The organism is Isoptericola halotolerans, assembly GCF_045689585.1.
GTDB lineage: Bacteria > Actinomycetota > Actinomycetes > Actinomycetales > Cellulomonadaceae > Isoptericola > Isoptericola halotolerans_B.
Genome location: NZ_CP140108.1, coordinates 1,633,778 through 1,659,271 on the forward strand (window position 1 = coordinate 1,633,778; position 25,494 = coordinate 1,659,271).

The window sequence follows — 25,494 nt, forward strand, 5'->3', positions numbered from 1 at the left end:
TTACGCATGACGCACCCCCTGCCGCCGTGGGAGCTCTCGCCACAGCCGCGCCCACTGCCCGGCGTCCAGGTCTCGCGGCAGCGCCCGGGCGGCGACGCCGCACGAGGCCAGCAGCGCGTGCGCCTCGCGGCGGGTTGACCTGGTGGCTCCGGCGACGACGTCGGCCAGCGTGCGGCCCCGCCCTGTGAAGACCCGGCGGACGAACGCCTCGTAGCCGCTGCGCTCCCGGGCCGGGACGAGCGGTTCCGTGCGACGGGCCACGGCCAGCAGGCCGCCGTCGGCCCCGGGGGCAGGTCGAAAGTGCTGTGCCGGGACCCGGCCGTGCAGCGTGAACGTGAACCACGGACCGGCCTGTGCGGTCATCATCGTCGCCCCTCCCACACCTGCCCGCTTGCGGGCCACCTCCCACTGGGCGAGCAGGATCGCGTGCTGCCAGCGGTCGCGGGTGAGGAGGCGCCGCAGCACGGGCGTGGTCAGGTGGAACGGGACGTTGCCGACGACGACGGGCCGGTCCAGCGGGTGACGCAGGACGTCGGTGTGTTCGACGCGCACGCTAGGCAGTCGGCGTCGCAGCCTGCGGACGAGGTGCTCGTCGAGGTCGATCGCGGTCAGGTCGCGGCCGAGGCGGGCCAGCGGGACGGTGAGGGCGCCGTCGCCGGCCCCGATCTCGAGGACCGGGCCGTCGGTCACGGCGACGAGACCGACGACGCGGTCGACGGTGGGGTGGTGGACGAGGAAGTTCTGGCCGAGCTCATGGCGGCCGCCATGGCGAGAACGGGTAGACACGGGTGCGCTCCGAGCGAGAGGTACGGGGCACCCCGACGGGCGTCAGGACATGACGAGATGACGCGCGGCCGGGGTGCGAGGACGTCCCGGACGACGGCGCGTGGCGTGGTGGACCCGCGGACGCGCCGTCAGGCGCGGCGGTCGCGGAAGAGCAGCGCCGTCGACGGCGCGCAGCACAGTGTTCCCATGGCCGGAGATCGTAGTGCGAGGCCCGTGGCGTCTGCCACGAGAATTCTGCAGGGTTGCTGACAGCAATCATCGACTCAGGCATCTTTCACCCGGCCACAGTGTCCTGTCGCGTCATTTGACCCCTCCCTGTGGAGTGACCGCTTCGACAGAGGAGGAAGCATGGAGGCATCAGAGCACCGGTACGTCGGCGACCACGTCCGGCTCACTCATTCCGGGGCCCCGGTCAAGACGCGCGACGGCGTGGTGACGGTACAGCTCGACCCGACCGGCCCCGGAGGGCTGCCGGAGACCCTCACGTACGGCCAGGTGGTCGCGCTGGGGGGCGACTTCTACGGAGTCCCGGGAGAGAAGCCGATCAGCGACGGAGCCACCTTCGCCGACCGCGAGCGACTCTTCCGAGAGGCGTTCGACACGCTGTGGCGTGGAGACCGTGACGAGCTGCGGGCCGTCCTCGCCCTGATGGACGAGGAGTGGCAGGCCGTCGTCGTGGACCGCCCGGCCAGCCCCGAGCGAGTGTTCGGGGACCTCGGCGACTCGCTCAGCTACAAGTGGAACGAGGTGACCGGTGGTGCCCCGGCGAGCGAGGGGGCCTACGGGCTCTGGGCCAAGCCCGGGAGGTTCATCCGCCTCGCCATCGCGAACATGGACCACTTCGGCGCCGACGCCGAGAAGGCCTACCTGGCCGGCCACGCGGCCGCGTGCGCGATGGCGCCGCACGACCTCAACCGCGCCCTCGCGATGAACGCGTTCGCCGACCACTTCCTCACGGACCTCTTCGCGTCTGGACACGTCCGCACGCCGCGCCGCCTGCTCAACGACACGGCATGGACGGGGGAAGGCGCTCTGTCGCGGCAGACCATCGGCGGACTGCTCTCGCGGGCGATGCACGGCGAGGAGAACGCCGTCGGCCTGCACGTCGCCTCGGGGCGCAAGCCTCACGGCTGGGTGGCCTACGGGGACCGGGTCGAGCTCGAGCCGAAGGCGGCCGACAACCTGGCCGAAGCCATCAAGGCCACCCAGGCGTCGTTCGACGACGTGCTCCAGGCCGCGCAGGTCGGCGCCCCGGCGTTCTCGGCCATGGAGTACGTCCCGCACGTCCCCGGCCACTACCCGCCGACCGGCGGTCCGAGCATCGCCCCGATGTTCGTCGACGTCCGGGGGGTCCCCGAGCTCCGTGGCCGGTGGCGAGACATGGGCCCCGGGCCGCGGGACGTCTACTCCTACGTCTCCCAGTATCTCTGGGGGACCACCGTCGCGGCCGTCTTCGGCAGAGAGCTGATCTCCGACGGCAGGCGGGCGTTCGCCAGGGCGTTCCTCGGGCAGTGAGCAGCGGGTCCGTGCCCCGACCAGCCTGGCGTGCCAGGATCGGGGCATGGACACCGGGGCGCAGTGGAGCGACGTCGACGACTACCTGGCCGGTGAGCTGGTCGCCGAGGACGAGGCGCTGGTCGCCGCTCGTGAGCTGGGACGGGAGCGAGGGCTACCGCCCATCGAGGTGGCCCCCAACCAGGGAGCTTTCCTCGCGCTGATCGCCCGGATGGCCGGCGCACGCCGGGTCCTCGAGCTGGGCACCCTCGCCGGCTACAGCACCATCTGGCTCGCGCGAGCCGTCGGGGACCAGGGGCACGTCACCACCGTCGAGCTCGACCCGAGGCACGCCGAGGTGGCGCAGGAGAACCTCTCGCGGGCCGGCGTCGGTGACCGGGTGCAGATCGAGGTCGGTCCGGCGCTCGACGTCCTCACCGGCCTGGCCGACGCCGGCACCGAGCCGTTCGACCTCGTGTTCATCGACGCCGACAAGGCGAACATGGCGGCCTATCTCGAGCTGGCGCTGCGGCTGACGCACGCGGGGAGCGTCGTCGTGGGCGACAACGTGGTGCGCCGCGGCGCCGTCGTCGACCCGTCGAGCGACGACCCGAGCGTCCAGGGCGCGCGAGCGTTCCTGCGCGGCCTCGGCAGCGATCCCCGGCTGGAGGCGACGGCGCTGCAGACGGTCGGCTCGAAGGGCTGGGACGGCTTCGCGGTCGCGCGGGTGCGCTGAGCGGCTCTCCTATTCCGTCAGCGAGACCGCCGAGCCGTTCCGGCGGAACGTGCGCAGGGCGTAGTGCTCGTCGTCCCGGTGACGGTCGTGGCGCGGCATGCTGCCACGGTGGCGGATCGTCGCGACCGGTCGCTACCGGTCGGCCGTTCCCTCAGGCGAGGTGGCGCTCGATGACGCGGGCGGTGGCTGCGCCGCCGTCCGCCCCCGCGTAGGCCTCCCGGACCTCGGCAGCGGCGGCCCGGACGACCGGGTCGTGCAGCACGCGGTGCACCGCCGTGCGGAAGTCCTGCGTCCCGACCCGCCGCGGTGAGACGGCGACGGCGTTGCCGCGCTCGGCGCACCGGCGCACGTGCCACGTCTGCTCCGGCTGCAGACCCATGCCGACGAACGGCACGCCCGTCGCGCACGCGGTCTGGACCGTGCCCTGACCGCCGTGCAGCACCGCGGCGTCGACCAGGCCGCCGAGGCGGTGAGCAGGCAGCAGGTCGGTGACGTGCACGGTGGGCGGCAGGACGTCCTCGGGCTCGAGGTAGTGGCGCACGGGCGCGACGACGTTCACGGGCAGCTCGCCGAGAGCTCGCGCCGTCCGCAGCACCAGGGCCCGGCTCGCCGACGACCCGAGCCCGAGGTAGACCAACGGCTCCGGTGCGGCGGCCAGCTCCTCGACCACGGGCGGCAGCGGCGCGTCGAGGTGGGCGAAGATCGGGCCCACCTGCTCGAAGTCGTCCGGCAGGTCGAAGCCGTCGAGCTCCCAGTCCATCTCGGTGAGCAGGTTGTGGTCGGCGCGCAGCAGCGAGGCCGCCGTGCGCAGTGGCGGTACCCCGTTCTCCCGGGCGACCGTGGTGAACGCCCGTGGCGCCAGCGGTGCCGTGGTGTACATCCAGCGGAAGGTCGACGTCGCGACGCGGTCGGCGGCACGGGCCGGGCCGCTCCGGCCTGGGACGAGCCCCATCCGGCGGGTCTGCTCGACCTGCGGACCGGTCAGCGCGAACGGGACCGGGTAAAACAGCGGGACGCCCTCCGCCCGGGCCGAGAGGAACGACGTGAGGTTCGACCCGGTCACCACCGCACGGGCCCCGGTCTTCCGGACGATCTGGCGTTCGACCGCCACCCGGTCGCGCACCAGCGCGGTGGTGAACGGGCTGCGCACCGACCGGCCCTGGTCGAACGCCAGCGCCTGCTCCCGTTGCGCCCGCGACCAGGCCGGCAGGCACGCGCGGTACGGGAGGCCGGCGTCGCGGACCAGGTCGACGTAGTCGTGCTCGTAGCCCATGAACACCGGTGAGTGTGCCGGGTCGAGGGCGCGGGCGACCTGGATCATGCGCGTGGTCTCGGCCAGGTTGAACATCACCGGGCAGAACAGGACGGTGCTCATGCATGCCTCTCGTCGAGGGTCAGGTACAGCGGCGGTGTGCCCGCGCTCTAGCATCGTCCTCGTGATCACTCGTGAAGAGATCCTGGCGCGCGCCGCCGACCGTGGCAACCGGATCCCGCTGCTCACCCTCGCCGAGTTCTTCGACGGCAACGACGTCGAGGACTCGATCGCGCCGAACCAGCACGGCTACGGACGGCCCGGCCTCATCGAGATCGCTGCTCGGCTGCGGGCGATGGAGGCCGACGACGCCGTGGCGTGGGTGCGGGTGCAGCTGCACGAGGAGATGTTCGAGGACGGCTACGACGACATCTCGGCGGAGTCGGTGGCGATCTGCACGGCGTTGCCCGACGACGTCGTGGACGCTCGCCTCGGCGTGGAGGAGCTGCAGGCGGAGCCGGTCTGGGAGGGCCTCTCCTACGACCATGACGAGTTCTGCGACGTGCCGCCCGTGCCGGACGGGCAACGTGTGCTGACACTCGTCTGGGACTGACCTCAGCCTGTCCCTCCGTCCGGGACGTCGAGCGCTGGCACGTCGAGCTCCTCGACGTCGGGGATCTCCGGGACGTCCAGGTCGAAGGTCGGGATGTCGATCGGCTCGCGGTCCTCCCACTCCTCCATCCGTTCCCGGTTCTCCCGCAGGACGCAGCTGATCCGGGTGTAGCGCGACCCTCCGCACGTCGGGTCCGAGCCGCCGGAGCCTGACGTCGCGACGTACCGGCCGGCGGCGTCGTGCTCGTTCGGCAGGACGGGCACGTGCGCGACGGCGAGCAGCCCGCCTGCGCCGAGCGCCACGATGGCCAGGACGAGGCCCGCGGCGCCCACGGTGTCGCGCGCGCCACGCCGGGAGCCCCCGGTGGCGGCGGGCTCGGCGCCCTCCCGGCGCAGGGCGGCGCCGAGCGCACGGAGCTGCCAGACGACCAGCACGCCGGGGAGCAGCCACGTGACGGCACCGAGAGCCGCGACGGGCAGCGCGTCGGGCCGTGCGGCACCCGCTGCGGTCACGGCGCCGGGCAGCGCGAGGAGCGCCACGAGCACGGCCCGGCGCGCGGTCGTCGCCCGGAAGCTGCCGCGCAGCGCGTCCACGCGCACCAGGCCCGGCCCGGAGGCCCCGAGGTACCCGGCGTCCCGCGCGTGCCGCACCATGGTGCGCGGCAGCATGACCGCACCCGCCCCCGCTATCAGCAGCGCGAGGGCGAGCAGGACGAGGAACCACCGGACGGCGACGGCGTCGCGCACCAGGAGGAGGGCGGCCAGCGCGAGGACCGCGGCGACCCACCCGGTCACCAGCCCGACCGTGCCGAGGCGACCGGGCCAGGTGCCGTCGAGCAGGCTGCGGCGCACCAGCACCCGGGGCACGTGGCGCAGCACCGACCATGACCGGAAGGCCGAGACGACGAGCAGCACGGCGAGGACCGCGGCCCAGATCGGGAGGAGTCCGACCATGCTGTTCCGCATGGTCCACGCCAGCAGGAGGACGGCTGTGGCCACGACGACGATCGCCGTGTCCATCGGCGCGAGCAGCCGCTGCCAGACGCGCAGGAACAGCACGTACCCCGCCTCGGCGTGCTCGGGGTTCTGCGCGAGGACCCCGACGAGCGCCTTGGAGTGCTGCCCGTCGTCCACCGAGAGCTGGGCGTCGGCGTAGAGCAGGCCCTCGTGCTGCGGGGCCGTCGCCAGGCCCTGGCGCACGAGCGCGCGGGCGAGGTCGCGTTCGCCCAGCCGCGTGTGGATCGACGCGGCGCCGAGGAGCCGGCTCGGGTTCTCCGGCTCGAGCTCGAGGGCCCGGGCGGCCTGTCCCCTCGCCAGCTTGCGGTCCTGGGGTCGCACGCGGCCGCTCACGAGGACGTCGGCGTGCTGGACGAGGGTCGCCGCATCGTCGGGCCGGAGCTCGAGCGCGCGCTCGACGGCGGCGCGCGCCTCGGTCAGCCGGCCGCGGTTCTGCTGGGCGACGGACAGCAGCACGTGTCCCTGCGCGAGGTCCGGCGAGCCCACCACGACCTGCTCGAGGATCCGTTGCGCGTCCGCGGACCGCTGCAGGCGCAGGTGCAGCCAGCCCGCCGTCAGGTGCAGCCGGACGTCGTCCGGGTGCTCCGCCAGCGCGGCCGTGATGCCCTCGAGCGCCTGCTCGGGCCGGCCGGCGTCGACCAGCATCTCGGCGCGAGTGACCTGCCCGGCCACCGGGTCGTGCCCGGGTGGGGACCCGGTGCTCACAGCATGTGGCGCGACCGCAGGTACGCCGCCAGCTCGTCGTAGCGTCCGTCGTTGTTGGCGAACGACACGACGTTGCGCGCCGACTGCAGCCATGCCGTCGTCGACGGGCGCACCTCGGTCAGCGCCGCCCGGACGTCGTCCATGTTGATGGGACGGATCTCGCCGCTGGCGATCGAGTCCGTCATCGCCTTCTCGGCGGCCGAGGCGCACAGGTGCTCCAGGTCCGCACCGGAGAACCCGTCGGTCTGGTCCACGATCGTCGACAGCGAGATCCCCGCGACGGGGCGACCTTCCAGGTAGTGGCGGAGGATCGCCCGGCGCGCGGGCGCGTCGGGCGGGAGCACGAGGATCATGCGGTCGAACCGGCCGGGCCGCAGCAGGGCGCTGTCGACGTCCCAGGGGTGGTTGGTCGCGCCGAGCACGAACAGGCCGTCGTTGTCCGATCCCATGCCGTCCATCTCCTGCAGGAGCTGGTTGACGACGGTCCGCATCCCCGACGACCCCGAGTACTGCGTCCGCTTGCCCCCGATCGCGTCGACCTCGTCGAGGAACAGGACCGCCGGCGCGAGCGCCCGGGCCCGCTGGAAGAGCGCGTGCAGGTTCTGCTCGCTCTGCCCGATGTACTTGTCGAGGATGTCCGCCAGCGTCACGGTGAGGAACCGTGCGCCGAGCTCGCCGGCGACCGCCCGCGCCATGAAGGTCTTGCCCGTCCCGGGAGGCCCGTACAGCAGCAGCCCGCCGCGCAGCGACTTGCCGAACGCCTTGGCGATCTCCTGGTGGCGCATCGGCTCGAGGAACGCCTCGCGGATGCGCTTCTTCACCGGCTCCAGGCCGCCCACGTCGTCCAGCGTGATCGTCTCGTGCGAGACCTCGAGCAGACCCTCCGCCGAGGGTGCGTCGTCGTGGACCGGAACGAGGGACGGCGCGTCGTCCGGTCCTGCCGGGGCGTCCTCCACGAACGGCTGCGGGACGTCGACGCCCAGCTCGGCTTCCACCCGCTCCCAGTCGAAGCTCTGAGCCTCCGACGCCGCCACGTCCGGTGCCGGGTCCGGGGCCGCCGGCGCTGGGGCCGTCAGCGCGGCCGCGGCCTCGGTGACGAGGGCGAGGGCGGCGCTGTCCGCCGGGTCGAGACGCAGGGCGGTGCTGGCGTTCTCGAGCGCCTCCGCGTGGCGGTCGTGCTCGAGCAGCAGGCGGGCGTACTGGACGCGCAGGGGTGCGTTCTCGGGGCGGCCTGCACGGCCACGGCCATGTGCTCCAGGGTGTCGGACACGGGAGGGCTCCTCGGCTGGCTGCAGGACACAGGGTGGCGCACCGGACAGGTGTGGATGCTACCGCCCGCGCCCGCCGCGGCACCGTGGGAAGTCTCTCGCCCCGGGAGGTGGCCGGAGCCGCCTGGCTGCGGTTCCGTCAGGGACACTGGAGGCAGCAACATCTGCCAAGACGAGGAGTCCTCAGTGCACCAGGGAACTGTCCGATGGTTCGACGCCGACCGAGGTTTCGGCTTCATCGACCGGGGGAACGAGGCCGAGGACCTGTTCGTCCACGCGTCCGAGATCGTCGGCGACGAAGGGCCCAAGGCGCTCCGCGAGGGGCAGGCCGTCGAGTTCGAGGTGGGCGAGGGGGACCGGGGCCCGCAGGCACGCCGCGTCCGTGTCACGGGCGACCTCGCCGCCGACGCCCCCGTGGGCGTGCTCGGCACCGTCAACTGGTACGAGCCCGCCAAGGGGTACGGCTTCGTCACGCCCGACGGCGGTCGCGGCGAGATCTTCATGCACAGCTCGGCCATCGTCACCGGCGGTGTGGTCGTGGAGGGACAGCGGGTGGCGTTCCTCGTCGTCGACGGGGAGAAGGGGCCGCAGGCGGACCACCTGCTCCCGCTCGGGGCCCAGGGCGCCCCGGACACAGGGACCTCTGACGGCGCGGACGGCACGGTGACCTTCTACGACGGCACCAAGGGCTTCGGGTTCATCGTCCCCGACAAGGGTGGCGAGGACGTCTTCGTCCACGCCAAGGCGCTCGCCGGAGGGCTGACCGAGCTGTCCGAGGGTGCCCGCGTGACGTACGACGTCGTCGACGGCGACAAGGGACCGAACGCCCGCAACGTGCGGCTCGTGCGCGGTGCCGGCGGTGCTCGCGGGGGCGCGGACCGCGGTCGGTCGAGCCGTCCCGCGGGATCGGGCGCGCCGGTGCGCGGCGGGGAGGGCACGGTCGCGCGCTACGACGCGGACCGCGGCTTCGGGTTCATCTCGCCGGACTCCGAGGGTGCGGACCTGTTCGTGCACGTGTCGGTCGTGCGGGGCGACGAGGTCCTCGAGGCGGGCGACCGCGTCCGCTTCAAGGTGCGTCAGAGCGACCGGGGGCCTCAGGCCGACGGCGTCGAGCTGATCTGAGCCGACGCGCTCCACAGCCTCCTCGGGGCCGGGCGGTGTGCGGATCGACGTCGTCCGCTCGGCGTGACCGGCTCCGGCGCAGCGCACGTCGATCACGCGCCGCGTGAGTCTCACGCACGGCGGGATCCGAGATGCGCACAGGCGTCACGAATCCCGCCGTGCGTTCACCTCGCTTGCGCCTTTCGCTCCGGCGGACGTCGGCGCGCTCGGTCCGGCGGCCGCGGCCGGGTCGGGAGCTAGGTCGACCGAGGCCGGAGGAGCGGCAGTTCGCTCACGGCGAACACGGCTCCCAGCAGGCGGAATAGTCGCCGCATGGTGGAGGTTGAGTGAAGCAGACTCAACTTTGACGTCCCTGGCTGGACACCTCCGGCGCCGCGTCCTAAGTTGAGTGCAGACGACTCAATCCCCGTCACGAAGGAGAGCACCACCATGGCTCGTGCAGTCGGCATCGACCTCGGAACCACCAACTCGGTGGTCGCCGTCCTGGAGGGCGGCGAGCCCACCGTCATCGCGAACGCCGAGGGTGCCCGCACCACCCCGTCGGTCGTCGCGTTCTCCAAGAACGGCGAGGTCCTCGTCGGTGAGGTCGCCAAGCGGCAGGCCGTCACCAACGTCGACCGCACCATCAGCTCGGTCAAGCGCCACATGGGCACCGAGTGGTCGCAGGAGATCGACGACAAGAAGTACAGCGCGCAGGAGATCAGCGCCCGCATCCTGGGCAAGCTGAAGCGCGACGCCGAGGAGTACCTGGGCGAGGCCGTCACCGACGCCGTCATCACCGTCCCGGCGTACTTCAACGACGCCGAGCGCCAGGCCACGAAGGACGCCGGCCAGATCGCCGGCCTCAACGTGCAGCGCATCGTCAACGAGCCGACCGCCGCGGCGCTCGCCTACGGTCTCGACCGCGGCAAGGAGGACGAGCTCATCCTCGTCTTCGACCTCGGTGGCGGCACGTTCGACGTCTCCCTGCTCGAGGTGGGCAAGGACGAGGACGACTTCTCCACGATCCAGGTCCGCGCCACCTCCGGTGACAACCGCCTCGGTGGTGACGACTGGGACCAGCGCATCGTCGAGCACCTCATCAAGCAGGTGAAGAACTCCGCGGGCGTCGACCTGTCCAAGGACAAGATCGCCCTGCAGCGTCTGCGCGAGGCGGCTGAGCAGGCCAAGAAGGAGCTCTCCTCCGCGACGAGCACCAACATCTCGATGCAGTACCTCTCGATGAGCGAGAACGGCCCCGTCCACCTGGACGAGAAGCTCACCCGCGCGCAGTTCCAGCAGATGACGCAGGACCTCATCGACCGCACCAAGGAGCCGTTCCACGCGGTCATCCGGGACGCGGGCGTCTCCATCTCGGAGATCGACCACGTGGTGCTCGTCGGTGGTTCCACCCGCATGCCGGCCGTGGCCGACGTCGTGCGCGAGCTCACCGGTGGCAAGGAGCCCAACAAGGGCGTCAACCCTGACGAGGTCGTCGCCGTCGGCGCCGCCCTGCAGGCCGGTGTCATCGGTGGTGAGCGCAAGGACATCCTGCTCATCGACGTCACCCCGCTGTCCCTCGGCATCGAGACCAAGGGCGGCGTGATGACCAAGCTCATCGAGCGCAACACGGCCATCCCGACCAAGCGCAGCGAGATCTTCTCCACGGCCGAGGACAACCAGCCGTCGGTGGCGATCCAGGTGTTCCAGGGCGAGCGCGAGTTCACCCGGGACAACAAGCCGCTGGGCACGTTCGAGCTGACCGGCATCGCGCCGGCGCCGCGCGGCGTCCCGCAGATCGAGGTCACCTTCGACATCGACGCGAACGGCATCGTGCACGTGTCCGCCACGGACCGCGGCACGGGTACCGAGCAGTCGATGAAGATCACCGGTGGGTCCGCCCTCCCGCAGGAGGACATCGACCGGATGGTCAAGGAGGCCGAGGAGCACGCCGAGGAGGACAAGAAGCGTCGCGAGGAGGCCGAGACCCGCAACCAGGCGGAGTCCTTCGCCTACTCGATGGAGAAGCAGATCGCGGACAACCGCGACAAGCTGCCCGCCGACGTCGTCACCGAGGTCGAGGCGGACATCGCCGGCGTGAAGACCGCCCTGGAGGGCGAGGACGCCGACGCCGTCAAGACCGCCTACGAGAAGCTCGGTGCCTCCTCGCAGAAGATCGGCGAGGCCCTGTACTCGGCCGAGCAGACCGCGGGTGACGGCGCCGAGGGCGCACCGGCCGACGGCGCCACGCCGGAGTCGAAGGACTCCGACGAGGACGTCGTCGACGCCGAGATCGTGGACGACGAGGACGAGAAGAAGGACGCCAAGTGACGTCTGACGACACGCAGGGCACCCCCGAGCCGCCGGAGGACGGCCGCTCGGGGGACACCCCCTTCCAGTTCCGGGACAAGCGCAAGGTCGACCCCACCTCGGGCGAGAAGCGTCCCGAGCCGGCGTCGGAGACGTCCGACGCCGCGGGCGCGGCGGCCGACGCCGGCGACCCGCTGGAGGCGCTCGACTTCGAGCCCTCGGGCGAGGCGGTCGAGGACTCCGAGCTGCTGCAGGCCAAGGCCCAGGCGGCGGAGAACCTCGACGCCCTGCAGCGGGAGCGCGCGAGCTTCACGAACTACCGCAACCGGGCGCTGCGCGACCAGGAGGCCGCGCGCACCCAGGGCACGCAGGACGTCCTCGCGGCGTTGCTGCCGGTGCTCGACGACATCGAGCGTGCCAAGCAGCACGCCGAGCTGTCGGGTCCGATGGCCGCCATCGCGGAGAAGCTCGACGCGTCGCTCGCCAGGTTCGGCATCGAGCGCTTCGGCCAGGTGGGCGAGGAGTTCGACCCGACGGTGCACGAGGCACTCATGCACAACACGGACGCCGAGGCCGAGGCGACCACGGTCAACCTGGTCGTCGAGCCCGGCTACCGCATCGGTGACAAGGTGGTCCGCGCCGCCCGCGTGGGCGTCGTCGGACCCGAGTGACGGTGGTGGGCGCGGCCTCTGGTGCCGCCAGGGGCCGCGCCCACCGCGTCCGAGGAGACAAGGAAGGGACGTCGTGACCGGTCAGGACTGGATCGAGAAGGACTTCTACGCCGCGCTCGGCGTCCCCAAGGACGCCGACCAGGCGGCCATCAAGAAGGCGTACCGCAAGCTGGCGCGTCAGTACCACCCGGACCAGAACCCGGGGGACGCCTCCGCCGAGACCCGCTTCAAGGAGATCGGCGAGGCCTACGCCGTGCTCTCGGACACCGAGCAGCGCCAGCAGTACGACGCGGTGCGCTCGATGGCGGGCGGCGGCGCACGCTTCAACGCCGGTCCCGGCGGTGCGGCCGGCGGCTTCGAGGACGTGTTCAGCTCGATGTTCGGTGGCGGCGCCCGTCCGGGCGCCGGCCCGCAGTACCAGCAGTACCAGTCCGGCGGCGCGGGGTTCGAGGACATCCTCGGGTCGATGTTCGGCGGAGGCATGGGCGGTGGCCGGCCGGCCGGCTTCGGCGGCCCGCAGCAGCGCAAGGGCGCCGACGTCGAGACGCGCGCCACGCTCCCGTTCCGTGCCGCGGTGGAGGGCACCACGGTGGAGCTGACCGTGGACGGCAAGAAGATCACCGCGCGCATCCCGGCCGGGGTGCACGACGGGCAGAAGATCCGGCTGCGCGGCAAGGGCCGGCCCGGGCAGGCCGGCGGTCCCGCCGGTGACCTGCTCATCGCGGTGCACGTCACCGAGCACCCGGTGTTCTCGATCGACGGCGCCAACCTGCGGATGACCCTGCCGGTCACGTTCGCGGAGGCCACGCTGGGCACCACGGTGGAGGTGCCGACCCTCTCCGGCGAGAAGGTGCGCCTGAAGGTGCCCTCCGGGACGCCGTCGGGCCGGGTGCTGCGCGTCAAGGGTCGTGGCGTCGCGACGGCGAAGCGCACGGGCGACCTGATGGTGACCGTGCAGGTGGTGGTCCCGCAGAAGCTGAGCAAGGGCGCCAGGAAGGCGCTGGAGGACTTCGCCGCGGAGGCCGACGGCGAGGACGTGCGCGCGGAGCTGACGGCTCAGGCCACGCAGTAGGGTCGGGTCCGCCGGGTCACGTCAGGGAGCGAAGGAGGTCGCCATGGTCACCGACGACGCACCCGTGCTCACGGTGTCGCAGGCCGCACAGCTGACGGACATGCACCCGCAGACCCTCCGCCAGTACGACCGCCTCGGCCTCGTGGTGCCGCGTCGTACCCGCGGCCGCGGTCGGCGGTACTCCCGCCGCGACGTCGCGCGCCTGCTGGAGGTCCAGCACCTCGCGCAGGACGAGGGGATCAACCTCGCCGGCGTGAAGCGCATCCTCGACCTCGAGCAGCACGTCTCGGTGCTCGAGCACCGGCTGCACGAGCTCGCGAGCGTGCTGGCCGAGCGTGAGCGTGCCGAGGGCCGCGTCTTCGCGGCCGGCACCGGGGGAGACGTCGTGGCGGTGCCGCGCGGGCAGCGGGTGCGACGCACCGAGCTCTACGTCGAGACGCGTCGTGAGCAGGGCGGAGCCCTGGTGCTGTGGCGCCCGACGCCGTACCGCGACTGACGCTCGGACGTCCCGTCCGCCGTCGGGCAATTTTCGGGACGTCATTCTTTCGTTATTGAATTCATCTCTGGCAAGGCTTTCCTAACTTTGATAGGAATGTTTCTCCTTCCTGTGCAGGAATCGAATTCGTGCCTATGATCGAGATCACGGCGACGACGAGACCTGACACGAGGAGCGCACCATGACGACCCTGATGGAGATGCCCGAGGTCACGAGCTGCACCGTCGACGGCTGCAGCTACAACCACGACCACGACTGCCACGCCGGTGCCGTGACGATCGCCGGGGTGCCCGGCGACGCGTCCTGCGCCACGTTCATCCCGCTCAGCACCAAGGGCGGCCTGGAGAAGGTCGTCGCGCACGTCGGCGCCTGCCAGCGGGTCGACTGCGTCCACAACGAGGAGCTCGAGTGCGCGGCCAGCTCCATCCGGGTCGGTGCCGGTCCGCAGGACCCCCACCACGCCGACTGCCTCACCTTCGAGGCGCGCTGACCCGTCACGCACCGACCGACGGCGTGCAGCAGCGAGGCCCCGGACGCACCGTCCGGGGCCTCGCTACGTGATCCCACCGGGGCCGCCGTCGGTGCGGCCTCCCGGTCAGCGACGCAGGTGCGTGATCAGGTCGACGGCGCTGCCGTGCGAGTCCGGCAGGCGCTCCACCCACACGCGGACCGGGCGCCGGATGCTCGCCGCGACCCCCAGCACCTCGGCGTTGCGCTCCACGATGCTGCGCACCGACTGTGCGAGGCGAGTGGTCTCCGGGTCGCGCTCGCAGAGCACCGCGAAGACGCCGTCGCTGAGGGCCGCCATCGGGTGACCCGAGCCGAAGACCTGGTCGAGCGTGCTGCCGACCGAGGCCGCGCGTGCCATCCGTTGCCAGGCGCCGAGAGAGTCCACGGCGACGTCGAGCACGACCAGGCAGTGCGACGTCGTGACGTCGCCGCCGCTCGCCGCCGCTCGCCCGTAGGTCTCGCGCAGCCGCTCGCCGAGGTAGTCGGCCGTCGGCAGGCCGGTGGCGGGGTCGCGCACGCCCGTGGGGGCCGGGTCGCGCTCCCGGACCTGGACCCACCCCTGTGCCGCACCGCGTACGGCGTCGACGTCGAGCGGTTCCCCCGCCGACCGGTACAGGCACGCCAGGTCGTCCAGCGTCTCGTCCAGGCCGATGCCGGCGGCGCTGCGGGCGGTGCCCAGCCGGTGCGCCGCCATCTCGGGCGAGCGACCGGCCTCCAGCGCCTCGACCAGGGCGTCCACCGCGGGGTGGTACCAGTCGCCGGGGCGCAGCCACACCTCCGTCAGGCTGGCGGCACGCCAGCGTTCACGGGTGTCGGCGGCCGGTGCGCCGTGGGGAGTCAGGCTCATGATGGTGGGACATCCATAGGTCATCATCATGACGCAGTTCTGGCGAATCGGCGCGGGTGAACCGCGTCACGAGGGATTCACCCGCGCCCCACCGCCCCCCGTCGGGCCGACGCGCGTAGAGTGGCGCCGTCCGCGCTCTCCTGAGCGCGCGCGACGGGGGGACTTGGGGCGAAGAAGCGGATGGCGACGTGACCGACGTCTACGTGGGCTCGGACGGAACAGCTCCCAGCGACGGCGAGCTGATCCTCGAGGTGCGCGGCGGCAGCCTCGACGCCTATGGCGCCCTCTACGAGCGGCACGCCGCGGCGGCCCAGCTCCTGGCCCGGCAGTACGTCAACATGGCCAGCGACGCGGACGACGTCGTCGCGGAGGCTTTCCACCGGGTGCTGGGCGTGCTGCAGCAGGGCGACGGCCCCGACACCCACTTCCGCGCCTACCTGTTCACCGTCGTGCGGCGCCTCGCCGCCGACCTCTCGCGCCGGGCGCGGCGCACGCGTCCGACGGCGGACGACGGGACGTTCGAGTCGGCGCTCGGCCCGTCGGCGTCGCCCGAGGACCCGGCACTGGCGGGTTTCGAGAACTCCGTCGTTGCACGCGCCTACGAGCGGCTCCCCGAACGGTGGCAGGCCGTCCTCTGGTACACGGAGGTCGAACAGCTCACGCCGGCGCAGGTCGCGCCGATCCTCGGCCTCACCCCCAACGGTGTGTCCGCGCTCGCTTACCGGGCCCGGGAGGGCCTACGCGTGGGCTACCTGCAGCAGCACCTCACGGCAGAGCCCGCGGACTCCTGCCGGGCCGTCAGCTCGCTGCTCGGCAGCTACGTGCGGGGCAGCCTCTCGCGCCGCGAGTTCGTCCAGGTCGACGGGCACCTCGACGGGTGCGGCGACTGCCGCGCCCTGGTCCTCGAGCTTGCCGACGTCGCCCACGGGATGCGGGCCGTCGTCGCGCCCCTCGTGGTCGGCCTGGCCGGGATGGCCGTGCTCGGTGCGCTGCCGCTCGGGGCCCTCACCGGGAGCGCTCTCGGGGTGGCCGCGGGGTCCGCCTCGGGTGCCGCGGCGTCGGGTGCCGCGGCGTCGGGTGCCGCGGCGTCGGGTGCCGTGGGGTCGGCCGCGGGGGGCGTGGGGACCGCTGCCGGCTCGGGGCTCTCCGCCGGGGCAGGAGCCGGAGCCGGTGCGGCCGCCACCGGGACGGCGACGGCGGGCACGGCCGCCGGCACGGGAGCGGCGTCGGCCGCCGCCGGTGCCGCAGCCACGACCACCGCCACGGCGACGACGGCGGTCGCCGCCACCACGGCGGGAGTCTCGGGCGCGACCGTGGCGGCGTCGGCCGGTGCGGTCGCCGTCGCGACCGTGGGCGTCGTCAGCGTGCTCGGCGCCATGTCCGGCGAGGAACCGGCCGCTGTCCCGCAGGAACCTCCCTACTCCGTCGCGGGCGATCCCTGGCCGACCGAGGAGGAGAAGGACCCCGTCTTCCCGGAGCCCTCCGACGATCCGCAGGACCCGTTCGACCAGGTGATCGACCCGGCGGACATCCCGGAACCTCCGGAGATCGGTGTCGCCGTCGCCGAGCCGGGACCGGACCTGCGACCGCGCGTCACCGAGCAGCTGACGCTGCAGGTCGACAACCCCGGCGAGGTCGAGGCGACCGGCGCCCACGTGCACCTCACCCTCCCGGCCGGGGTGCGGTCGGTGTCCCCGGCGTCGCCGGCCGGGGCCGCGGCCGCCGCGGCCCCGACGGCGGAGTCCCTTCCGTGCACCCCGGCCGAGGGGTCCCAGGAGGTCGTGTGCGTGCTCGGGACGCTCGAGCCGGGGGAGTCCAGGACGGTCGCCGTCCCGCTCGTCGCCCATGCCGGAGGCGTCTACACCGTCGCCGCGCAGACCTGGGCCGACGGCGTGGAGCCGCGCAGCATCGAGCTGGACCCGGTGCGGGTGGAGTACTTCGGGCCCGAGCTCACCGCGCGGACCGGTGGCGAGGTCGCCGTGGCGAACCCCGGGTTCGCCGCGGTGCCCTTCAGCATCGAGAACACCGGCGACCGGCCCGCCGACGCATGGACGGCAGAGGTGCGCGTCCCCGCCGGGCTGGTGCCGCGCGCCGTCGACGGCGACCTCGACTGCGAGGCCCGGGACGAGGGGTCGCCGGGAGCCGCCACGGCGGTCTGGCTGTGCTCGGGTGACGGACTCGCCCCCGGCGCGTCGGCGACGGGGCGTGCCACGGTGGTCGCGGACGGCGACACGGCTGAGGGCTCCTACGAGCTGCGCGTGGTCCCCGCCCTCCCGGACGGTGGCCCCGGCCTCCGTTCCGTCGCGGTCGTCACGGCCCCCCGGGCCTGGCAGGGTGCCAACGCCGGCGCCGTGGACACCCAGGCGACCTGTCGTGCGACCGGGGGGCTGGACGAGGCCGACGCGGCCGTCGTCGGGACCTACAAGAACCGCACCGGTCTGCCGGTCAGCGTCGCGTTCGAGGCCGCCGGCACCAGCGTCGCGGCCGACGGCGTGCTGGCGCCCGGGGAGTCGACCACGCTGACCGCGCGGGACGGGCTGAGAGTGCCCTCCGGTGGCGGTACCTGGACCCTCTCGACGGTCGTGGACGGGCTGACCTACAGCCGGACGGTCGACGCGGGGACGCACGGCGCCGCCGAGTGCTACGACCCGAGCTGGGACGTGCGGACGACGTCCCAGGTGCTCAACGACGGCGGCAAGGTGCGCGTCGAGGGCACGATCACGAACCGGACCGACGAGCCGATGCAGGCGGCGATGACGGCGGCGGGCGGCCGCACCGAGGCCGTGCGCCTCGGTGCCGGCGAGACCGCGACCCTGGGCCGCACCACGGACCGCACCGAGCTGAGCGCCGGTACCGCCACGTTCGAGCTGTACCGGTGGGTCACCGACGCGGACGGGGACCAGCCGGTCTCCGGCGTCGTGCCGGCCCGCCCCCCGACCGCCGACCACGCCGCCGCCACCATCGCGCCGCGTGCCGCGGACGCCGCAGCGGCGGAGGCCTGCACGTACGACCCCGGCAGCGAGACGTCGTGGCGCACCTTCGCCGTCCCTGTCGACAACACCGCCTCGACGCTGCCCGTGGTGTTCGTGGCACGGGCCGGCGACAGCGCCGAGGAGCTGCGGGTCCCCGCCGGAGAGAAGGCCACGATCGAGCTGCGGGTCGCGTGGGGAGTGGCGACAGGGACCGTGTCGGCCGACGGCGCCCACCTGCGCGACCTCGACGTCGGTTTCACGAGCTGTGCCGAGAGCCCGTCCTGGCCGTCCACCGTCCAGGTGAGCGCGACGGCGCAGTGCGACGGCGGCAGCGCGCAGGTCGTCGTGGACGTCGCGGGCGATGACGGCCGGGCCTGGACGGCCACCCTGGTGCGGCACGGGGAGACCGTCGGCACCCAGCGCCTCGACGCCGGCGGTGCGGTGCGGTTCGTCGTGGACGCCGGGTCGTGGAGCGTCCCGGCCGGCGAGGTGACCGTCCTGCTCGCCCGCACCGTCGAGGACCAGACCTTCACGGTGGAACGTACCGCCGCGCACGACGCGGTCCGGTGCGTCGTACGGGACCCGCAGGCGCGCCTCGACCAGGGGGCGGTGCAGATGGACCGCTACGGCGACTACGCGACGTCGTGGCGTGAGGTCGGCATCGTGCTCGACAACACCGGGTCCACCGTGCGCTCGTGGTTCCGGGTGGTCGGTCCGCACGGCGGGGAGGAGCAGGTCCGCGTCCCGGCGGGCGAGACCCGGACCGTCGACCCCCGACGGGTCGACGGGCGGCAGGGCGGGACCTGGACCGTGTCGTCGGGGGACTGGTCGACGCGGCTCGAGGCCGAGACCTTCACCGCGACCGAGGCGGGCTGGTGCGCCGCACGGGTGTCCTGGGGCGAGCAGTACGTCGAGGGTGACGTCCGGTCGTGGAACGGCAAGGCCTACCGCTACCTCGGGTGGGACGGCAGCCGCCCCGGCGGTGAGCGAGGGAACAGCGACGGTCGCGGCAAGAGCGGCGACCAGGGCCGTCACTGGTACGACGACGAGAAGTGGCGCGGCGTGTGGATGGGCCAGTGGAGGCAGTGGGACGAGATCGGCCTCTGCGAGTACCGGTGACGCTCCGTGCGGCCGGCCCCGCTGGTCCGGTGCGGGCTGACGCGGTGCTGACCGACGTCGTGCCGGCTCAGACGATGCCGTAGAGGCGGTCCCCGGCGTCGCCGAGGCCCGGGACGATGTACTTCTTCTCGTTGAGCCGTTCGTCGACGGCCGCGACGACGACCTGCACGTCCACCCGGTCGCCCACGGCCTCCTGCACGACCTGCAGGCCCTCAGGGGCGGCAAGGAGGCACACGGCGGTGACGTCGTGCGCGCCGCGCTCGAGCACGTAGTCGATCGCGGCGACGAGGGTGGCGCCCGTGGCGAGCATCGGGTCGAGGAGGAAGACCTGGCGGTTCGTGAGGTCGTCGGGCAGCCGGTTGGCGTACGTGACGGCCTCGAACGTCTCCTCGTCGCGCTGGAGACCGAGGAACCCGACCTCGGCGGTCGGCAGCAGGCGGGTCATCCCCTCGAGCATGCCCAGCCCGGCGCGCAGGATCGGGATGACGATCGGGCTCGGGTCGCTCAGCGCGACGCCGGTCGTGGTCGTCACCGGGGTGCGCACCTCGCGAGGCTCGGTGCGCACGTGCCGCGTCGCCTCGTAGGCGAGCAGCGTCACCAGCTCGTCGACGAGCAGCCGGAAGATGGGCGACGGCGTCGACTCGTCGCGCAGGACGCTGAGCTTGTGGGCGACCAGCGGGTGGTCGGTGACGTGCAGGCGCATGGTCACACCGTACCGGGGCCGGCCGACGTGGCTGGTCGCCGGGACGACGAAGGGCCCGACCGGTGTCCGGTCGGGCCCTTCGTCTCAGCGGATCAGCGCTGCGTCAGCGCCTCAGCTCTGCTGCAGGCGGCGACGCACGATGAACAGCGTCACACCACCGGCGATGAGCAGGAGCGCCACCGCGGTGGCGACTCCCACGGTCGCGCCGGTCACGGCGAGCTCGTCCTCCTCCGCGGCGACCTCGGCACCGTCCTCGGGGACGTCGACGACGGTCTGGGCGGCGGCCTGACGCACGTCGCTGGGCGCGTCGGCGCAGTCCTCGGAGGCCGGCGGGTAGTTCACGACCGTCGAGTAGTCCGGGTTGACCCGGAACTCGACCTGGACGCCGTCACGGGTCCACGCGAAGTTGCCGTCGGTCTCGACGTACGAGCCGTCGTCGAGCTGCTCCCAGCCCGGCCACTGCAGCGGCTCCTCGGCGGAGGCGCCCGGCCACAGCAGACGGCCCTCGAGCGGGAGGTTCGCGGTGACGTGGTCGTCGCCGTCCGGGTTGATGAACGTGACCGTCAGCGGGTTGTCGCCCTCGGCCTCGACGCCCTCCGGCAGCGAGACCTCGTAGACGAGGTACGGCGACTCGGCGTCGCAGACGGCGCCGATCTCACCGGGGATCAGCTCGGCGGCCGGCTCCTCGGTCGCGCACGGCTCGTCGGTGAAGGTGCCCTCGGGGACCGTGTAGAGGGCGGTCCCGTTCTCGTGCGCGGTGTACTCGGTCGGCAGCTCGTCGAAGACGTAGCCCTCGGCCGGCGTGGCGACGATGCCTGTGGAGGTCGTCTCGTAGGTGACCTCGTCAGTGTTCTTCGGCACGCGGACGTCGTCGTTCTCCGTGCCGCACAGGTCCTCGACCTTCGGCAGCTCCGGCGTGACGGGCTCGTCGCAGATCTTGTCGCTGAACGTGAAGGTCCACGACGTCTCGGCTCCCTCGGCGAACTGGACACCCTCGGCCGCCGAGGCGGTGACCGTCACCTCGGTCTTGTCCGCGTTCCACTCGTCGGTGTACGTCGCCAGCTCGGTCTCGGGGTGCACGACGGAGCTCTCGGCGAAGCACTCATCGATGAAAGACGGCGTCGGCGGGGTGACGGGCTCAGGCGCCTCCGGTGTTCCGGGCGGCTCCTCCGCGCACGCGGGGAGGTACTTGCTCAGCTCGTCGTGACGCGCCTTCTTGAGGTCCTGGAAGTAGGGGCCGCCCTGCTTGCGATCGGGGTGGTACGTGATGTGCAGGAAGTCGGACCAGTCGAAACCTTCGTGGATGCCCACGGTGTCCTGCTGCACGCCCCAGCCCTCGCAGACCTCCTGCGGCACGTTCTCGGGGTCGAAGGGGAACTCCTCCGCGTCGAAGTACGAGCCCGGAAGGTCCGGGAGCGTCTCCCAGAACTCTGAACCGTCCCGCGTAGTGACCAGCCACTGCTTGCCGGAGTTGTCCCAGGCGGCAAGCTCTTCCGGGTCCAGCTTCGGGTACACGTAGAACGCGGTCTCGATCTCACGCTCCGGCTCCGGATCCGGCGTCGGAGTCGGCGAGGGCGCTGCGCAGGGCTCGGTCGTGCCCGACTTGTCGAGGTCGTAGGCGTCGTTGTCCCAGGCGTCGACCTCGACGGTCCAGTCGTTGGCCTTCGTCGGGTCCAGCTCGACGGATCGCTTGAACGACTTGCCGAAGGTCTCGTCGATCTCCACCTCGCCGTTCACCGTGACCGTGACGGTGTTCTTCTTGTCGTCCGACCCGTGCTTCTTGCCGTGCTTCTCGCTGTGCCACCAGCTGTGCTGGCCGGCGTCGGCGTAGGCCCAGAGCTCGACGGTGAGGTTCTCGCAGTCGACATCGATGTCCGGCGTGTGGGCGGAGGCGGGTGTCGCGGTGGCGACGAGCCCTCCGAGGGCGAGCGTCGCGGTGGCGATGCTCGCGAGCATTCTCTTCACGGCTGTGTGGTCCCTTCACGGGTGGGTGTGAGTGCGCGCGACGCACTCACCAGGCGGAAAACGGAGATGGATGCTATTAGAGCATCATGCCTGCCCTGGACGGAAGATGCGGATGCGGGTGAATTGTCTAGGGCAACGCTCCGCAGCCGCGCTCCGGGCGGTGTGGCGCGTGCGGCATCGGTAGCCTGGCCGGGTGCAGCACCCCGACCAGCGCCCGGCCGACCCGTTCCCCCCGGCCACGCTCCCGGAGCGCCGCGCCGCGTGGGACGAGCTGATGGGCGTCGCTCTCGGCGAGGCGCGCCAGGCCGCCGCGGCGGACGACGTCCCGGTGGGCGCCGTCGTCGTCGGCCCCGACGGGCGGGTGCTCGGGTCCGGCCGCAACCGTCGCGAGGAGACGGCCGACCCGATCGCGCACGCCGAGGTGCTCGCCCTGCGCGAGGCGGCCGCCGCCCGGGGCGGCTGGCGGCTGGACGGCTGCACCCTGGTCGTCACCCTCGAGCCGTGCGTGATGTGCGCCGGTGCGCTCGTCGCGGCGCGGGTCGACCGCCTGGTGCTCGGCGCGTGGGACCCGAAGGCGGGGGCCACCGGGTCGGTCTGGGACATGGTCCGCGACCAGCGGGCCCTGCACGAGGTCGAGGTGGTCGCCGGCGTCCGCGCCGACGAGTGCGCCGGGGTCCTGCGCGCCTTCTTCGAGGAGCGTCGCTGAGCCCGACCCGGTGAGGGTAGGGCGACCCCTACCTCCCACCGGTGGGTGACCCGCATTCCGTCCGGCGCACCACCTCCGTAGTGTCGGTGGCATGACCAGCACCTGGACGGCCGCTCCGCGGATAGCGCCCGCGCTGACCACGCACCGGGGGTTCTTCCGGGCCCCGGTCGCGGAGGCCACCTATCGCGGCGTGGCCGAGCTCGCCGTCGGCTGGTTGTGGTCGATCACCGCGGGCCTCCTCGTGGTGGTCGGCGTCGTCGTGTCCGCGGCGCTCGTCCCCGTCCTGGGCCTCGGCCTGCTCCTGCTGCCCCTCAGCCTCGCCCTCGCGCGGGCCTACGGCGCCGTGGAGCGCGCACGGCTCGCCGCGCAGACCGGCGTCGTCGTCGCCGCCCCCGTCCGGCCGCCCGCCGCCGACCGACGCCTGGTGGCCCGCCAGTGGGCGGCCGCCACCGAGCCCGTCGGATGGAAGGCCACCGGCTACGCGATCGTGACGCTCCTGCTGCAGAGCCTCTACCTGGCGTTCGTGGCCGGCCTCGTCGCCGCTGCCGTCGGTGGTGTCGTGCTGGCGGCTCGGCTCCTGACGACCGACGGCCGCACGTGGCCGGCGTCCGCCGTGGTGGCCGCGCTCGTCGGCCTCGCCGTCGTCGTCGCGCTGTGGTTCGCGGCGTGCAGCGCCCAGGCCGGCACCCTGACGACCGTCCGCCTGGCCCGCGCGCTGCTCGGGCCGTCCGCCACGGCCGAGGCGCGCGCCGCGCAGCGGGCCGCGGAGTCCGACGCGCGCGCCGCCGAGTCGGCAGCCGCCGCGGCGGCCGAGCGGGCCGACGTCCTGACCGAGACGCGCACCGCCGCCCTGGAGGCCGCCGACTCCGAGCGCCGCCGCATCGAGCGCGACCTGCACGACGGCGCCCAGCAGCGTCTGGTCGCCCTCGGCGTCGCGCTGGGCACCGCCCGCCGGGCCGCCGAGCGCGACCCCGGCACCGCCGTCGCGGCGCTCGACCACGCGCACGGCGAGATCAAGGAGACGCTCGCCGAGCTGCGCGACCTCGTGCGCGGCATCCACCCGGCCGTGCTCTCCGACCGCGGCCTGGACGCCGCCCTGTCGGCGCTCGCCGCCCGCAGCACCGTCCCGGTCCGGGTCGAGACGTCCCGCCTGGACGCCGCGGGGACGACGGCGCAGGCCGCGGCGTACTTCGTCGTCGCGGAGGCGCTGACGAACGTCGTGAAGCACGCCGGGGCGTCCCGCGCCGTGGTGCGCGCCGTCGTCGTGGTTCCGGAGGTGACCGAACCGGAGGCGTCCGAGGGCACCGGCGCACCTGTCCTGCGTGTCGAGGTGACCGACGACGGCCGGGGCGGTGCCGACCCCGCGCCCGGCGGCGGGCTCGCCGGGCTGCGCGGGCGGGTCGCCGCCCTGGACGGAACCTTCGAGCTGACCAGCCCGGCCGACGCCGGCACCCGACTCACCGTGGAGCTCCCGTGCGCATCGTGATCGCCGAGGACTCCGTCCTCCTGCTCGACGGCCTCACCCGGCTGCTGGCCGCGGAGGACCACGAGGTGGCGGGCCACCGCACGGCCCTGGAGACGGTCGCCGCGCTCACCGCGCCGCACGCCGTGCTGCCTGACCTGCTCGTCACCGACGTGCGCATGCCGCCGTCGCACACCGACGAGGGGCTGCGCGCGGCCGTGCACCTGCGCAGCCTGCACCCGGACCTGCCGGTGCTGGTGCTCTCGCAGTACGTCGAGCAGCGCTACGCCGCCGAGCTGTTCGCCCGCGGCACCCGCGGCCTGGGCTACGTGCTCAAGGACCGGGTCGCCGACGTCGACGAGTTCCTCGACGCCGTCGACCGTGTCGCCGGCGGGGGCACGGTGCTGGACCCGGAGGTCGTCTCGCAGGTGCTCGCCCGGTCCCGCCACGACCTCGCCGACCTCACCCCGCGCGAGCGCGAGGTGCTCGCCCTGATGGCCGAGGGCCGCTCCAACGCCGCGATCGCCGACCGGCTCGTCGTCGGTCCCGCGGCCGTGGAGAAGCACGTGACCAACATCCTCACGAAGCTGGGGTTACCGCCCGACGCGGACGCGCACCGTCGCGTCCTCGCGGTGCTGCGCTGGCTCGACCTGAACGGAGACCTGCGATGACCACACCGAGCGCGTACCCTGCCGAGGCACCCGTTCCGGCACCTGCAGCGGGAGCCGCGGGTGCCGGCGTGCCGCCCGCACCGCCGTCGGACCCGCGCCGCGGCCCGGCCGGTCGCGTCCTGCTCGTCGCCGGCCTCGCCCTCGGCGGGCTGCTGTTCGCCTGGGGCGCCCTGCATCTCGTCGACTGGGCGTTGTCCGAGATCACCACGACGCGCGAGGGCTACGACGCCGTCGCGGACCTCGGGCTCTCGACGACCGGCGACGTCGACGTCCGGGCCGACGAGGACGCCACCGGCATCGACGTCGAGGTCGTCTCCCGGAGCGGGCTGGTAGGCCCGGAGTACTCCGTGGAGACGGTCGACGGGCGGCTGGTGCTGACGAACGAGTGCCCTGCGTGGGCGTGGTTCTCCTGGGTCTGCTCGGGCGAGCTGCACGCCACGGTCCCGGCCGGTACCGCGGTGGTGGCGGGCACGGGCAACGGTGACGTCTCCGCCTCCGGGCTCGACGGCGGGGTCGAGCTGCGGTCGGCGAACGGCGACGTCGTCGCCGGGGTGATGGGCGGCGACGTGCTGGCCACCTCCAGCAACGGCGACGTGGTCGTCGACGACGTCCGGGGCGACGTGGAGGCCCGGACCGCCAACGGGTCGCTGGACCTGGCTCGTGTCGAGGGCCGGGTGACGGCGCGGTCGAGCAACGGCGACGTCGAGGTCTCCGACGCCGGGGGTGCGGTCGTGGCACGGTCGAGCAACGGGGCGGTCGAGGTGTCCACGGCGGGCGGCGACGTCGAGGCGCGGTCCACGAACGGCAGCGTCGAGGTGGTCGGGGCGGCCGGTGACGTGCTGGCCCGGACGAGCAACGGTGCGGTGACGGTGGTCGGGGACGGGGAGCCGGTGGACCTGACGATCAGCACGTCGAACGGCGACGAGACGATCGAGGGGCCGACCGACCCGGGCGCGCCGCGCACGGTGGAGATCGGGTCGTCGAACGGGGACGTGGCCTACCTCGCCCCGTGACCCGGG

The 25,494-nt window shown here is 73.2% G+C and carries 21 protein-coding genes; 14 read left to right on the forward strand and 7 right to left on the reverse strand.

Annotation, left to right across the window (positions count from 1 at the left end):
- Window positions 1-786: a 23S ribosomal RNA methyltransferase Erm gene (gene erm / locus UQW22_RS07615; RefSeq protein ID WP_407320305.1), complete on the reverse strand. Its 786-nt coding sequence runs from the start codon at window positions 784-786 to the stop codon at window positions 1-3.
- Window positions 787-1,134: 348 nt separating this feature from the next.
- On the opposite strand from erm, the gene UQW22_RS07620 reads away from it, so the two are divergent.
- Together UQW22_RS07620 and UQW22_RS07625 are read left to right on the forward strand one after the other, a co-directional pair.
- A complete protein-coding gene (locus UQW22_RS07620) occupies window positions 1,135-2,301 on the forward strand; it encodes a hypothetical protein (RefSeq protein ID WP_407320306.1) in 1,167 nt (388 codons plus the stop codon).
- Between the two features lie 46 nt (window positions 2,302-2,347).
- Complete coding sequence (locus UQW22_RS07625; RefSeq protein ID WP_407320307.1) at window positions 2,348-3,016, forward strand: O-methyltransferase; 669 nt, start codon at window positions 2,348-2,350, stop codon at window positions 3,014-3,016.
- A 151-nt stretch (window positions 3,017-3,167) separates the two neighbouring features.
- On the opposite strand, the gene UQW22_RS07630 is transcribed toward UQW22_RS07625, so the two are convergent.
- Window positions 3,168-4,391, reverse strand: coding sequence for a glycosyltransferase (locus UQW22_RS07630; protein ID WP_407320308.1), 1,224 nt, complete (start codon window positions 4,389-4,391; stop codon window positions 3,168-3,170).
- 61 nt (window positions 4,392-4,452) lie between these two features.
- On the opposite strand from UQW22_RS07630, the gene UQW22_RS07635 reads away from it, so the two are divergent.
- Window positions 4,453-4,881 (forward strand): hypothetical protein, encoded by a 429-nt coding sequence (locus UQW22_RS07635; RefSeq protein WP_407320309.1) that lies wholly within the window; start codon window positions 4,453-4,455, stop codon window positions 4,879-4,881.
- Between the two features lie 2 nt (window positions 4,882-4,883).
- Here the strand turns inward: UQW22_RS07635 and UQW22_RS07640 are convergent, their stop codons facing one another.
- Window positions 4,884-6,602: a tetratricopeptide repeat protein gene (locus UQW22_RS07640; RefSeq protein WP_407320310.1), complete on the reverse strand. Its 1,719-nt coding sequence runs from the start codon at window positions 6,600-6,602 to the stop codon at window positions 4,884-4,886.
- Window positions 6,599-7,636: an ATP-binding protein gene (locus UQW22_RS07645; RefSeq protein WP_407320311.1), complete on the reverse strand. Its 1,038-nt coding sequence runs from the start codon at window positions 7,634-7,636 to the stop codon at window positions 6,599-6,601. Before UQW22_RS07645 ends, UQW22_RS07640 begins: the two co-directional genes overlap by 4 nt.
- Before the next feature lie 420 nt (window positions 7,637-8,056).
- Here UQW22_RS07645 and UQW22_RS07650 point away from each other — a divergent pair, with 420 nt between their 5' ends.
- The 6 genes from UQW22_RS07650 (at window position 8,057) to UQW22_RS07675 (ending at window position 14,010) form a co-directional block, all read left to right on the forward strand.
- The gene (locus UQW22_RS07650; protein ID WP_407320312.1) at window positions 8,057-8,992 is read left to right on the forward strand and encodes a cold-shock protein; all 936 of its coding nucleotides are present in this window, start codon (window positions 8,057-8,059) and stop codon (window positions 8,990-8,992) included.
- A 429-nt stretch (window positions 8,993-9,421) separates the two neighbouring features.
- The gene (dnaK, locus tag UQW22_RS07655) at window positions 9,422-11,302 is read left to right on the forward strand and encodes a molecular chaperone DnaK (RefSeq protein WP_407320313.1); all 1,881 of its coding nucleotides are present in this window, start codon (window positions 9,422-9,424) and stop codon (window positions 11,300-11,302) included.
- The gene (gene grpE / locus UQW22_RS07660) at window positions 11,299-11,952 is read left to right on the forward strand and encodes a nucleotide exchange factor GrpE (RefSeq protein WP_407320314.1); all 654 of its coding nucleotides are present in this window, start codon (window positions 11,299-11,301) and stop codon (window positions 11,950-11,952) included. The genes dnaK and grpE overlap by 4 nt, the downstream gene beginning before the upstream one ends.
- Window positions 11,953-12,025: 73 nt before the next feature.
- Entirely contained in the window at window positions 12,026-13,024 is a 999-nt protein-coding gene (locus UQW22_RS07665; RefSeq protein ID WP_407320315.1) for a DnaJ C-terminal domain-containing protein, read from the forward strand.
- A 43-nt stretch (window positions 13,025-13,067) separates the two neighbouring features.
- Entirely contained in the window at window positions 13,068-13,520 is a 453-nt protein-coding gene (locus UQW22_RS07670) for a heat shock protein transcriptional repressor HspR (RefSeq protein WP_407320316.1), read from the forward strand.
- 181 nt (window positions 13,521-13,701) lie between these two features.
- Window positions 13,702-14,010, forward strand: coding sequence for a DUF1540 domain-containing protein (locus tag UQW22_RS07675; protein WP_407320317.1), 309 nt, complete (start codon window positions 13,702-13,704; stop codon window positions 14,008-14,010).
- Window positions 14,011-14,115: 105 nt separating this feature from the next.
- Here the strand turns inward: UQW22_RS07675 and UQW22_RS07680 are convergent, their stop codons facing one another.
- Window positions 14,116-14,877 carry a hypothetical protein gene (locus UQW22_RS07680; protein ID WP_407320318.1) on the reverse strand — a complete coding sequence of 254 codons (762 nt, stop codon included), beginning with the start codon at window positions 14,875-14,877 and terminating at the stop codon, window positions 14,116-14,118.
- A gap of 188 nt (window positions 14,878-15,065) precedes the next feature.
- On the opposite strand from UQW22_RS07680, the gene UQW22_RS07685 reads away from it, so the two are divergent.
- On the forward strand, window positions 15,066-18,968 hold the full coding sequence (locus UQW22_RS07685) for a sigma-70 family RNA polymerase sigma factor (protein ID WP_407320319.1): 3,903 nt from the start codon (window positions 15,066-15,068) through the stop codon (window positions 18,966-18,968).
- A 67-nt stretch (window positions 18,969-19,035) separates the two neighbouring features.
- Here UQW22_RS07685 and upp read toward each other — a convergent pair whose 3' ends face one another.
- Window positions 19,036-19,671 (reverse strand): uracil phosphoribosyltransferase, encoded by a 636-nt coding sequence (gene upp / locus UQW22_RS07690; protein WP_407320320.1) that lies wholly within the window; start codon window positions 19,669-19,671, stop codon window positions 19,036-19,038.
- 111 nt (window positions 19,672-19,782) lie between these two features.
- Entirely contained in the window at window positions 19,783-21,636 is a 1,854-nt protein-coding gene (locus tag UQW22_RS07695; protein ID WP_407320321.1) for a hypothetical protein, read from the reverse strand.
- Window positions 21,637-21,910: 274 nt separating this feature from the next.
- Between UQW22_RS07695 and UQW22_RS07700 the strand changes: the two genes are divergently transcribed.
- From UQW22_RS07700 to UQW22_RS07715, 4 genes are all read left to right on the forward strand, one after another.
- On the forward strand, window positions 21,911-22,342 hold the full coding sequence (locus UQW22_RS07700) for a nucleoside deaminase (protein WP_407320748.1): 432 nt from the start codon (window positions 21,911-21,913) through the stop codon (window positions 22,340-22,342).
- A 91-nt stretch (window positions 22,343-22,433) separates the two neighbouring features.
- The gene (locus UQW22_RS07705) at window positions 22,434-23,828 is read left to right on the forward strand and encodes a histidine kinase (protein ID WP_407320322.1); all 1,395 of its coding nucleotides are present in this window, start codon (window positions 22,434-22,436) and stop codon (window positions 23,826-23,828) included.
- Window positions 23,816-24,475, forward strand: coding sequence for a LuxR C-terminal-related transcriptional regulator (locus UQW22_RS07710; RefSeq protein WP_407320323.1), 660 nt, complete (start codon window positions 23,816-23,818; stop codon window positions 24,473-24,475). Before UQW22_RS07705 ends, UQW22_RS07710 begins: the two co-directional genes overlap by 13 nt.
- A complete protein-coding gene (locus UQW22_RS07715; RefSeq protein ID WP_407320324.1) occupies window positions 24,472-25,488 on the forward strand; it encodes a DUF4097 family beta strand repeat-containing protein in 1,017 nt (338 codons plus the stop codon). Before UQW22_RS07710 ends, UQW22_RS07715 begins: the two co-directional genes overlap by 4 nt.
- The last annotated feature ends 6 nt before the right edge of the window (window positions 25,489-25,494 follow it).

Excerpts from the sequence above, each read along its gene's own strand:
- UQW22_RS07620 (WP_407320306.1), top strand. The coding sequence starts at position 1,135 with ATGGAGGCATCAGAGCACCGGTACGTCGGCGACCACGTCCGGCTCACT.
- UQW22_RS07625 (WP_407320307.1), top strand. The coding sequence starts at position 2,348 with ATGGACACCGGGGCGCAGTGGAGCGACGTCGACGACTACCTGGCCGGT.
- UQW22_RS07630 (WP_407320308.1), bottom strand. The coding sequence starts at position 4,391 with ATGAGCACCGTCCTGTTCTGCCCGGTGATGTTCAACCTGGCCGAGACC.
- dnaK (WP_407320313.1), top strand. The coding sequence starts at position 9,422 with ATGGCTCGTGCAGTCGGCATCGACCTCGGAACCACCAACTCGGTGGTC.
- UQW22_RS07670 (WP_407320316.1), top strand. The coding sequence starts at position 13,068 with ATGGTCACCGACGACGCACCCGTGCTCACGGTGTCGCAGGCCGCACAG.
- UQW22_RS07675 (WP_407320317.1), top strand. The coding sequence starts at position 13,702 with ATGACGACCCTGATGGAGATGCCCGAGGTCACGAGCTGCACCGTCGAC.
- UQW22_RS07680 (WP_407320318.1), bottom strand. The coding sequence starts at position 14,877 with ATGAGCCTGACTCCCCACGGCGCACCGGCCGCCGACACCCGTGAACGC.
- upp (WP_407320320.1), bottom strand. The coding sequence starts at position 19,671 with ATGCGCCTGCACGTCACCGACCACCCGCTGGTCGCCCACAAGCTCAGC.
- UQW22_RS07700 (WP_407320748.1), top strand. The coding sequence starts at position 21,911 with ATGGGCGTCGCTCTCGGCGAGGCGCGCCAGGCCGCCGCGGCGGACGAC.
- UQW22_RS07705 (WP_407320322.1), top strand. The coding sequence starts at position 22,434 with ATGACCAGCACCTGGACGGCCGCTCCGCGGATAGCGCCCGCGCTGACC.
- UQW22_RS07715 (WP_407320324.1), top strand. The coding sequence starts at position 24,472 with ATGACCACACCGAGCGCGTACCCTGCCGAGGCACCCGTTCCGGCACCT.